Genomic DNA, 11,049 nt, shown 5'->3' with positions numbered 1-11,049 from the left:
GGCCGCTCGGCGAACTGTATTCCTGCAATTCGGGCGCGATTGTGTCCCTGCCGGAAAAACCCGACGGACTATCCTCACCAAGAGGCTCGTCACGCGCCGTGCGCGTGCGCATCCGCACACGCACGGCCGCCCGGCGATGCCCCACCGCTTACTTCTTGCAGGCCGACGAACCGATCGTGAATGCCATCGTTTCCGCCGCGCCGGCCGCTGCCGCACCTTCCGGCGGCGCATCGCCCGGCGCTTTCCCCCGCACGACCGACACGCTCGGCCGCCCGCTGCGCGACCTGCGCCTGTCCGTGATCGACCAGTGCAATTTCCGCTGCGGCTACTGCATGCCGCGCGAAAGCTTCGGCGCCGACTACGCGTTCATGCCGTCGTCCGAGCGGCTGTCGTTCGCGCAACTGGAAAAGATCGCCCGCGCGTTCACGTCGCTCGGCGTCGAAAAGATCCGCATCACGGGTGGCGAGCCGCTGCTGCGCCGCAACCTCGAAGCGTTGATCGAGCGCCTCGCCGCGCTGACGACCGTCGACGGCAAGCCCGTCGAAATCGCACTGACGACCAACGGCTCGCTGCTGGCCGCGAAGGCGCGCACGCTGCGCGACGCGGGGCTGTCGCGCGTGACCGTCAGCCTCGATGCGCTCGACGACGCGGTGTTCCGCCGGATGAGCGATGCCGACGTGCCCGTGTCGCGCGTGCTGGCCGGCATCGAGGCCGCGCAGGCGGCCGGGCTCGCGCCGGTCAAGGTCAACGCGGTGATCGAGCGTGGCGTGAACGACGACCAGATCCTGCCGCTCGTGCGCCACTTCCGGCAGTGGGGCGTGGCTGTGCGCTTCATCGAATACATGGACGTCGGCGGCGCAAGCTTCTGGTCCGGCGACAAGGTCGTGCCGGCCGCGCAGATGCGCGCTCTGATCGATGCGCACTATCCGCTCGTGCTCGTCGGCGAACCGGCACACGACGCGACCGCGATCCGTTGCGCGCACATCGACGGCGCGGGCGAAGTCGGCTTCATCGCGAGCGTGTCGCATCCGTTCTGCGGCACCTGCTCGCGCGCCCGCGTGTCGGCCGACGGCAAGCTCTATACGTGCCTGTTCGCAACGCAAGGCACCGACCTGCGGCCATGGCTCGACGATGCAGCGTCGACCGCCGAACTCGCCGCCGCGGTGCGCGATCGCTGGGCGCAACGCGACGATCGCTATTCCGAGCGCCGGGCCGCACGGCCGGCCCGCGCGCCGGGCAAGACCTATCCGACCGTGCGCATGTCGCTGGTCGGCGGCTGAGGGGCCGCCGCGCGACACAGAACGCACCGACAACAGGAGAATCGTCATGACGACTTTCACCGAATCCCGTGCCGGGCTGCCGGACGATCCGTTGCACGCCGGCAGCCCCGCTCCCGACGGCCCGACCGAGCCGCACCCCGAGCTGCCACCGGCGATTACCGCTGGCTTCGAAGTACGCGTGCAGTACGCGCCGATCGACGCCGGTGCCGAGCTCGCGCCGATCGTTCGCAATCCGAATGTCGGCGCGGTCGTCAATTTCCTCGGCGTCGTGCGCAACGAAGGTGATGTCGACGATGTCGTCGCGCTCGAGGTCGAGCACTATCCGACGATGACCGAACAGGCCCTGTGGAGCATCGTCGAAGAAGCCAGCGCGCGCTGGCAGCTCGAAGCGATCAAGATCGTGCATCGCGTCGGGCGCATTCCGCTCGGCCAGGCGGTCGTGCTGGTCGTGGTGGCCGCCGCGCATCGCGGGTCCGCGTTCGATGCGTGCGAATTCCTGATGGACTTCCTGAAGACCCATGCACCGTTCTGGAAGAAGGAGATCCGCCACGACGGCGTATCCGGCTGGGTCGAGGCGAAGGCGCACGACGACCAGGCAATGCGCCGCTGGGGCTGAACGTGCGCGCTGCACCCTTTCCGATTCCGCCGATTCCTTTCAAGACATCGCGATGAAACTGACGATCAAATACTTTGCAAGCATTCGCGAACAACTCGATCGCGACGAGGAAATCGTCGAGATCGATGCGCGCGAACTCACCGTCGACGCACTGCGCGACACGCTGGCCGCACGCGACGCGCGCAGCGCGGAAGCGCTGCGGACGGAGCGGCCCGTGCGGGCGGCCGTCAATCTCGAGATGGTGACGGGGGAATTCGTCGTGCGGGAGGACAGCGAGGTGGCGTTTTTCCCGCCGGTGACGGGCGGCTGACATCACGACGAGCCGGAACGAACCCGGCGTGACATCGATCGCCCGTCGCAGTTCGCACGCGTTGGCGTTGCGTATCAGCCGCTCACAGCCGGCATCGCGGCCCGGCTCGACAGATAGTCGACCATCCGCTGTGCCGCCGGTTGCAGCGCATCGAAGCTCCTGAAACAGACGACGAACCGGCGCTTCGCCCACGTATCGACGAGCGGGATCACCTTGATGCCGAACACCGGCCGATACGTATCGGCCACTTCCATCGGCACGACACTGATCCCGAGCCCGGCCGCGACGACGCGAAACGCGGCATCGAACCCCGACACGATCACGCGATACGACACGGTCGTGCCGGCATCGGCGGCCGCGCGCTGCAACAGCGTGTGAACGGCGGTCGTCGGCAGCAGACCGACATGCTCGTAGCCCAGCGTCTGCTCGAAGCTCAGCGACGGCTCGTTCGCGAGCGGATGATCGCGGTGCACGGCCAGCGCCAGCCGGTCCTGCCGATACGGCCGATGCTGCAGGCCCTGAAGATCGACGTTGTCCCAGCACACGCCCACGCTCGCCGCGCCCTCGCGCAACTGCCGCACGAGTTCGGACGACAACCGCTCTTCCACGTCGACCCGGATGTTCTCGTTGGCCGGCTCGCGCATGAACGACGAAATGTCGTCGAGCAAGGCCTCCGCGATCGCCGATGCCGATGCGCAGATGCTGACGCGCCCCTTCAGCCCGCCGCCGAACGCAGCGATATCGCTCGCGATGCGCTCCATCGTGAAGAGCACGCTGCGCGCATGCTCGAGCAGCGCATTGCCCGCGGCCGTCGGCTCGACGCCGCGCCGCGAGCGCGTGAGCAGCGGCACGCCCAGGTCGCTTTCGAGTTGCGCGATGCGCTTGCTGATCGCCGACGGCTCGATATGAACCGCCTCCGCCGCCCGCGCCATATTGCGGTGATCGCACACGGCAACCAGCAGCCGTAGCGTTTTCAGGTCGATGTCGCGCATCTGCCGTCTCCAGGCAATCAAGCATTCAGACATTCCATTTCGGAAACGTAACGGTTCCGAAATACCGCTTTAATGTCCATCAGGAATGTCTAAAGTTAGCACGACGCCGGTGCATCGACACGGGCGAAATCAACGGAGACAAGCGACATGCGGTCGTTCCCCCAGCATGCAGTCATTCGCGAAGTCGGCTTGCGCGACGGGCTGCAAAGCATCCCGCGCATTCTTCCGACGAAATGCAAGATCGAGTGGATCGGCGACGCGTACGCGGCCGGTCAGCGCGAAATCGAGGTCGGATCGTTCGTGCCGGCGCGCCTGCTCCCGCAACTGGCCGATACGGCCGAGCTCGTGTCGTATGCGAAGACGCTGCCCGGCCTGCGCGTGTCGGTGCTGGTGCCGAACCTCAAGGGCGCGGAGCACGCGCTCGACGCGGGTGCCGACCTGATGCTGGTGCCGCTCTCGGCGAGCCGCGCGCATAGCATCGCGAACCTGCGCAAGACCCCCGACGAAGTCGTCGCCGAAGTGGCGCGCATCCGCGCCGCGCGCGATGCGGCGGGCTCGAAAGCGCTGATCGAAGGCGGCATCGGCACCGCATTCGGCTGCACGATCCAGGGCCGCGTCGAACAATCGGCGGTGCTGCGTTACCTGCATGCGTTGCTCGATGCCGGCGCCGACCGCGTGAGCATCGCCGATACGGTCGGCTACGCGGGGCCGGCCGCCGTCGGCGAACTGTTCGGCAAGGCGCGCGCCGCCGCGGGCGAGCGCTTCTGGTGCGGCCACTTTCACGACACCCGCGGCCTCGCGCTCGCGAATGTGTACGCGGCGCTCGAAACGGGCGTCGCCCGCTTCGACGCGACGCTCGCCGGCATCGGCGGCTGTCCGCATGCGCCGGGGGCGAGCGGCAACGCGTCGAGCGAAGACCTCGCGTTCATGCTTGCCGACATGGGAATCGAGACCGGCATCGACATTGCCGCGCTGCTGACGCTGCGCGCGAAGGTCGCGCGCTGGCTGGACGGCGAAACGCTGCACGGCGCGCTGTGGCGCGCGGGCCTGCCGGCCACCCACACCACCGCGGCCACCACCATCGCCTGAACCCATCATGAACCACGACACCCGACTTCCACTCGACGGCATTCGCGTCGTCGAATTCACGCACATGGTCATGGGGCCGACGTGCGGGATGATCCTCGCCGATCTCGGCGCCGAAGTGATCAAGGTCGAGCCGCCCGGTGGCGACAAGACGCGCAACCTGCCCGGCCTCGGCATCGGCTTCTTCCGTTCCTTCAACCGCAACAAGAAGAGCGTCGTGCTCGATCTCCATACGCCCGAGGGCAAGGAGGCCGCGGTCGAACTGATCGGCACCTGCGACGTGATGCTCGAGAATTTCCGCCCGGGCCTGATGGCGACGCTCGGCCTCGACTATGACACGCTGTCGGCCCGCTACCCGGCGCTCGTCTACGTGACGCACAAGGGTTTCCTGCCCGGCCCGTACGACCGGCGCCTCGCGCTCGACGAAGTCGTGCAGATGATGGGCGGGTTGTCGTACATGACGGGGCCGGTCGGCCGACCGCTGCGCGCCGGCACGTCGGTCAACGACATCATGGGCGGCATGTTCGGCGCGATCGGCGTACTCGCCGCGCTGCGCGAACGCGAACGCACCGGGCGCGGGCAGGAAGTACAGAGCGCGCTGTTCGAGAACTGCGTGTTCCTGTGCGCGCAGCACATGCAGCAATACGCGATGACACACGAACCGCCGCCGCCGATGCCTGCGCGCGTGTCGGCGTGGAGCGTCTACGACGTGTTCGCGCTCGCGGACGGCGAACAGTTGTTCATCGGTGCCGTGAGCGACCGGCAGTTCGTCACGCTGTGCGACGTGCTCGCCTGCCCCGGGCTCGCCGCCGAACCCGATTTCGCCACCAACGCGCAGCGGGTCGCCGTGCGGCCGCGGTTGCTCGAACGGCTCGGTGCGATCCTCAAGGACCATCGCGCCGCCGACCTGTCGCCGAAACTCGAAGCGGCCGGCATTCCATATGCGCCGATCGTCCGTCCCGAGCAACTGCTCGACGATCCGCACCTGAAAGCGAGCGGCGGACTGGTGCCGATGCAGACCGACGACGGCGACACGACCGATGTCGTGCTGCTGCCGATCACGATGGGCGGACGACGGCCCGGCGTGCGTCAGGCGCTCGCGCGCGTCGGCGAGCACACGCAGGAAGTGCTGGCACGGCTGAAACGCCGCGCGGTTGCATGAGCGATAGCCGATGCCGGCGCGGCGACGGCCAGCCGGCGTCGGTGCCGGCCCGGTCGCGCAACGGGCCGCAGGCCGCGGGGATTCCGGCGCGCCGTCCACGTCGCGTGCGCCTATAACCGTTATCAAGGCAGGCAGCTCGGAGAAGCATGCCGCCGGTCAGAAGATCAGGAGACAACCCATGCATCAGACCGTCACCGCGGGCGGCACCCCGCTCGATACGCCGCAGGTACGCACCGGCATCCGCACCGGCACGGACATCTCCGCGCGCATGGACCGGCTGCCGGTCACCCGGCACCAGTGGATGCTCGTGCTGCTGATTTCCCTCGGCGGCTTCTTCGAAGTCTACGACCTGATCTTCACCGGCTATATCGCACCGGGCATGGCCAGGAGCGGCCTGCTGCAGACCACCACGCAGGCATTCTTCGGCTTCACCGGCATCGCCGCCTTCATTGCGGCGACCTTCGCGGGGCTGTTCGTCGGCACGTTCGGCTTCGGCTGGATGCCGGACCGCTACGGACGCCGCGCCGTCTTCACGTACTCGCTGCTGTGGTACTCGATCGGCTCGGCCATCATGGCGTTCCAGACGACGCCCGAAGGCGTGCTGTTGTGGCGCTTCATCACCGGCATCGGCGTCGGGCTGGAGATCGTCACGATCGATACCTACGTGACCGAACTCGTCCCGCAGCAGATGCGCGGCCGCGCGATTGCGTTCAACCAGGTGGTGATGTTCGCCGCCGCGCCGGTCGCCGCGATCCTGTCGTGGTGGCTCGTGCCCGCGACCGTGTTCGGTCTCGACGGCTGGCGCATCGTGGTGCTGGCCGGCTCGGCCGGCGCCGTGATCGTCTGGTTCATCCGCCGTGCGGTGCCCGAAAGCCCGCGGTGGCTGGCCGCGCGCGGCGACGCCGAGCGAAGCGAGCAGATCGTGAGCCGGATGGAAGCGATCGCCGAGCGCGAGTCAGGCATGCCGCTGCCGCCGCCCGCACCGGCGAGCGAGGCACCCGAAGTACCCCGCGCGGCATTCGCGGCATTGTGGCGCGCACCCTATCGCACCCGCCTGCTGATGCTCGTCGCGTTCAACTTCTGCCAGGCCATCGGCTACTACGGATTCGCGAACTGGGTGCCGACACTGTTGATCGGCCAGGGCATCACCGTCACGAAGAGCCTGCTGTACGCGTTCGTCATCGCGTTCGCGATGCCGGCCGGGCCGCTGCTCGCGATGCGCTATGCGGACCGCATCCAGCGCAAGCACCTGATCGTCGGCGGTGCGCTGGCCGTGATCGTCTGCGGGCTCGCGTTCGCGCAGGTCAAGACCGTCGTGCCGCTCATCGTGCTCGGCGTGCTGATCAGCCTCGCCGGGCAGACGATCTCCGTCGCGTATCACGCGTATCAGTGCGAGCTGTTCCCGACCGAGGTGCGCTCCCGCGCGAGCGGCATCGCGTATTCGGCCAGCCGCGCCGGCGCGATGATGTCGGGCTTCATCATCGCTGCGCTGCTGAAGGACTTCGGCGTGCCCGGCGTGTTCACCGGGATCACCGTGTTCATGCTCGTCGTGGTCGTCGTCATCGGCGCGTTCGGCCCAAGGACCAATGGCGTGCGGCTCGAGGAGCTCAATCGCTGACGCCTGGAACCATCCGGGTTACGCCGATCGGCGCCAGGCAGGCACGCCCCCGTCTACCGCATGCACGCCGAGGCCAGCTTCCCGACCGTGATCACCGCCTGCTCGATCTCCGGCGACCACGGGCTGCTGTAGTTCAGCCGGATGAAGTTCCGGTAGCTGTCCGTGATCGAGAACATGTAGCCGGGCCCGATCGTGATTCCCTGCTCCAGCGCGAGCTGGTACAACCGCATCGCATCGACCTGCGCGGGCAGCTCGACCCACAGCACGTACCCGCCCGCCGGGCTCGAGATGCGCGTGCCCTCCGGAAAGAACCGCGACACCATCGCGCGCATCAGGTTCGCCTGCTGCGCATACGCCTTGCGCAGACGTCGCAGGTGATGCTCGTAGCCGTCGCGTTCGAGAAACTCCGCGATCGCGAGCTGCGGCAACGACGGCGTCGCGAGCGTGTTCAGGAATTTCAGCTTCTCGACCTGGTCGCGATAACGGCCCGGCAGCGCCCAGCCGATCCGGTACGCAGCCGTCAGGCTCTTCGAGAACGACGAGCAATGCAGCACGATCCCGCTTCGGTCGTAGGACTTCAGCGAACTCGGATGCGCGTCGCCGAAATACAGCTCGTTGTACACGCCGTTCTCGATCAGCGGCATCCCGGCCTTCGTCGCGAACTCGACCAGTTCGCGCTTGCGCTCGTCGGGCATCTGGAAGCCGAGCGGGTTCTGGAAGTTCGGCATCACCATGCACGCGGCGATCGGCTGCGACTTCGCGATCGCGGCCAGCGCCGCGATGTCGATCCCGTATTCCGGATGCGTCGCCACCTCGATCGCCTTCATCCCCATCCGCTCAATCGCATGCAGCATCGCGTAGAACGTCGGCGACTCCACCGCAATCGTGTCGCCCGGCTTCGCAACGGCCTGCAGGCACAGGTTGATCGCCTCCGTCGCGCCGACCGTCACGATGATCTCGTTCGGGTCCACCGACATCCCGTTTTCCAGGTAGCGACGCGCAATCTGCCGGATCAGCCGTGGATGGCCGGGTGGCAGCCCGTCCGTCACGCCCCACAGCGACTTGTCGCGGCCGGCCGCATACGCGTAGCGGTTCAGCTTTTCGAACGGGAACAGGCTCGGGTCCGGGTACGGTGAGCCGAGCGGCACCGCGTCGTCGGTACCGATCGAGCGCAGCGTCGACAACACGAGCCGGCTCACGTCGACCGACGACGAGATCGCGATCGGCTTCGACGGCCGCAACTCGCGCACCGGCGCATGGCTGTCGTCGCGCCGCAGGTTCACGAAATAGCCGGACTGCGGGCGGCTTTCGAGCAGCCCGCGGCTTTCCAGCAGCAGATACGCGTGCAGCACGGTCGTGATGCTGATCCGGTGCTGCTGGCTCGCCTGCCGCACCGACGGAATCCGGTCGCCGTGCCGGTACACGCCCTGGCGGATCAGGCGCTCGATGTCGTCCGCGAGTTTTTCATAGAGTTTCATCGCGCGCCTCCCGCCGGCATGCGCAGCCGCTCCGCCCTGCCGTGTGCGCCCGACACGCACGTGTTTCGCCCGCCGACCGGGCCGTCGTGATTCCTGATCCTTCCCTCCGGTTTTGCCTTTTCCATCGCACTGGCTCTCTCTTGAAGATGCGCCGACAGGGTTCCGGTACGACTGGATCTGCGGCACTGTGCACTTGATGATGGAATCTTAAGAGCAGAACAGTTGGCGACGAGTACACACATCGATCACGCGAACAAGAGTACAGTTCGGCGCGAATCGCCCGGCGTGCGAAAACTGTATGTCTTATGAATGGGTCGCAGCCTCGGCAAGCCGCGCGCAGCGGCGCCGGGCGGAGGTTCGTGACTTTACGGAACGGCAGGACAGCGGTGACGAACGCACGGGGTGGCCGGGACACGTTGCCGGGCAAATCGGGAATGAAAACAGTGCGATCTCACGGTTTTTCATACAATTCCGCCCGTCAGCCGCCCAAAACTCGTCGATCGCACGGTTTCTTCTTGAATTTCGCCGTCGGGATGTAACACAGCGACGTTCGGCGGCGAGATGCACCTGCTGCGCGCGATCCGCCATATCGTCATCCACGAGATGGTCGAGCGGCTGCGGCTGCGCTGACACCACTGACGCCGATCCGATCCCGCCACGCGAGAGCCGCCCAACATCATGACCGAATCCGTCCACCCGCCTGTCGTCGCCCAGCTCGTCGCACGGTTGACCGACACCGCCGACCACCCGCGCTTCACCGGCGCGCCGCTCGACCTGTCGACGCTCGACGCACACGGGCTCGGCGCGGTGTGGCCCGCGCTGCGCCGCACCGAGGAACTCGTCGCGCAGCACGACTACACCCGCGACGATCCGCGCGCCACATTCGCACGCTGGCTGCGCGCACAGATCGACGCGCTCGATCTCGCGCCGCTCGTCGATGCCGAGGCCGCGCTCGAACTGTTCCGCGACATTCCGGCCGGCGCGTGGCGGCGCGCGTTACAGGAACTGTCGTGTCTCGATGCGCTGCCCGCGCCCGCGCTGCAGGCCGAACTCTCGCGCATCCTCGACGAACCGCAGAACGACGGCCTGCAAAAACTCTCCGTGTATGGAAAATATGCGCTCCACTCGTTCGCCGGCCAGCGCGACATCACGGCCTTGCGCGACGCGTATGCGCAGTTGAATGCCGATTCACCGGCGCGCGTGCGCGAGCTCGACGTGCTGCCCGAACTCGGGCCGGCCGCGCTGCTCGCGCTGGCCGCGACGAACGACGGTTATTTCGCGCCGAAGCGGCTGTGGTTCGATGCCGACGATCCGGCCGCCACGCTCGCGGAGGAACCCGCTTACGTCGACTTCGCGCGCGATACGCTGACCGAAGCCGCGCGGCACGTCGCCGCGATTCACGCGGGTGACGTCCCCTATCAGGCCGATCGCGCGTTTACGACCGACGACGCGCAGGTCGTCGCGCGCGCGGCGCGCGTCGCGGCCTATCGCGACGCGCCGTGGCTCCCCCCGCTGATCGGGCCGCTGCTGACCGGTGTGTGTGTCGCGCCGACCGCCGCGAAAACCGCGCCGTCGCAATCGCTTGCGATCGCGCTCGGCCATGCGGTCGAGACGATCCCGACACCCGAGAGCCTGCGTGCGCTGCGCGATGCGCTGGCCACCGTGCGTCACGCGGGCGTGCAGAAGAAGCTCGCGCGCAACCTGAAGCCTGCCGAACGCGCGCTCGGCGAACGGCCGCACACCGCGCTTCGCATGACGCTCGACGCGAAGCCCGACAAGAAGCAGCTCACGATGCTCGCCACCTGCATGGAAGCGGGTTTCTGGCAGTCGATGACGCTGGGCCATGCCGAATGGCGCGAGCGCCTCGTCGATGCGCCGGCCGGCGCCGCGTTCTCGACCCGCATGATCTGGCAGGCACGCGCGCGCGACGGCGCGACGGTCTCGTTCATGCCCGACATCGCGAAAGGCAAGATCGTGCTGCGCGATGCCGCCGGCGCGGCGTGCGAACTCGACGCCGACAGCGAGATCCGGCTCTGGCATCCGCTGCTGGCCGATGCGGACGAGCGGCTCGCGTGGCAGCGCGCGATCGTCGGCCGTGCGATCCGGCAACCCATTCGGCAGGCATTCCGCGAGTTCTACGTGCCGGCCGACGAAGACGCCGCGACCAGTGATTCCGCGATGTTCGAAGGTCATGTCCTCGCGAGCCGCCCGCTGCTCGGCGTCGCGCGCCGCGAAGGCTGGTCGATCCGCGCGTACGACGACGGTCTCGCACGCGAGTTCGGCGACGTGCGCGCGACCTTCAACGTCGCCGCGCGGCTCTTTCCCGGCACGAACGGCCAGGGCACGTCGGGCCGGCTGCACGTCGAACGCAGGCTCGAGCGGCGCTGGATGGCCGCGCCGATCGGCGAAATCGATCCCGTCGTGTTCTCGGAGGTGGCGCGCGCGGTCGACCTGCTCGTCAGCGTCGCCGCATTCGCGCTCGACGATGACGCGACGCGCGCGGCCGA

The 11,049-nt window shown here is 67.8% G+C and carries 9 protein-coding genes; 7 read left to right on the top strand and 2 right to left on the bottom strand.

All coding sequences use genetic code 11. The annotated features are described in order from the left end of the window. Window positions 1-155 precede the first annotated feature (155 nt). From moaA to moaD, 3 genes are read left to right on the top strand one after another with little or no spacing between them, the layout of a single operon-like run. Window positions 156-1,280, top strand: a complete 1,125-nt coding sequence (gene moaA / locus JYJ84_RS04580) for a GTP 3',8-cyclase MoaA (protein WP_175220644.1) — start codon at window positions 156-158, stop codon at window positions 1,278-1,280. Between the two features lie 46 nt (window positions 1,281-1,326). Beyond that, the gene (locus JYJ84_RS04575; RefSeq protein ID WP_175220646.1) at window positions 1,327-1,896 is read left to right on the top strand and encodes a molybdenum cofactor biosynthesis protein MoaE; all 570 of its coding nucleotides are present in this window, start codon (window positions 1,327-1,329) and stop codon (window positions 1,894-1,896) included. A gap of 52 nt (window positions 1,897-1,948) precedes the next feature. Further along, window positions 1,949-2,206 carry a molybdopterin converting factor subunit 1 gene (gene moaD / locus JYJ84_RS04570; protein WP_122950533.1) on the top strand — a complete coding sequence of 86 codons (258 nt, stop codon included), beginning with the start codon at window positions 1,949-1,951 and terminating at the stop codon, window positions 2,204-2,206. A gap of 74 nt (window positions 2,207-2,280) precedes the next feature. Here the strand turns inward: moaD and JYJ84_RS04565 are convergent, their stop codons facing one another. Continuing rightward, a complete protein-coding gene (locus JYJ84_RS04565; RefSeq protein ID WP_175220648.1) occupies window positions 2,281-3,198 on the bottom strand; it encodes a LysR family transcriptional regulator in 918 nt (305 codons plus the stop codon). Between the two features lie 147 nt (window positions 3,199-3,345). Here JYJ84_RS04565 and JYJ84_RS04560 point away from each other — a divergent pair, with 147 nt between their 5' ends. The 3 genes from JYJ84_RS04560 to JYJ84_RS04550 all read left to right on the top strand — a co-directional run bounded on the left by JYJ84_RS04560 (window position 3,346) and on the right by JYJ84_RS04550 (window position 7,064). After that, window positions 3,346-4,287, top strand: coding sequence for a hydroxymethylglutaryl-CoA lyase (locus JYJ84_RS04560; RefSeq protein WP_122950531.1), 942 nt, complete (start codon window positions 3,346-3,348; stop codon window positions 4,285-4,287). 7 nt (window positions 4,288-4,294) lie between these two features. Then, a complete protein-coding gene (locus JYJ84_RS04555) occupies window positions 4,295-5,446 on the top strand; it encodes a CaiB/BaiF CoA-transferase family protein (protein WP_122950530.1) in 1,152 nt (383 codons plus the stop codon). 178 nt (window positions 5,447-5,624) lie between these two features. Beyond that, a complete protein-coding gene (locus JYJ84_RS04550; protein ID WP_175220650.1) occupies window positions 5,625-7,064 on the top strand; it encodes an MFS transporter in 1,440 nt (479 codons plus the stop codon). 53 nt (window positions 7,065-7,117) lie between these two features. On the opposite strand, the gene JYJ84_RS04545 is transcribed toward JYJ84_RS04550, so the two are convergent. Then, complete coding sequence (locus JYJ84_RS04545) at window positions 7,118-8,542, bottom strand: PLP-dependent aminotransferase family protein (protein WP_174932707.1); 1,425 nt, start codon at window positions 8,540-8,542, stop codon at window positions 7,118-7,120. A 678-nt stretch (window positions 8,543-9,220) separates the two neighbouring features. On the opposite strand from JYJ84_RS04545, the gene JYJ84_RS04540 reads away from it, so the two are divergent. After that, window positions 9,221-11,049, top strand: a 1,829-nt coding sequence (locus JYJ84_RS04540; protein WP_205189122.1) for a DUF4132 domain-containing protein, incomplete at its 3' end; no start/stop codon positions are given.

The organism is Burkholderia sp. LMG 13014, from assembly GCF_905232215.1.
Lineage (GTDB): Bacteria > Pseudomonadota > Gammaproteobacteria > Burkholderiales > Burkholderiaceae > Burkholderia.
The sequence above is the reverse complement of the archived record's forward strand: the minus strand, read 5'-3'. Positions and strand labels throughout refer to the sequence as shown.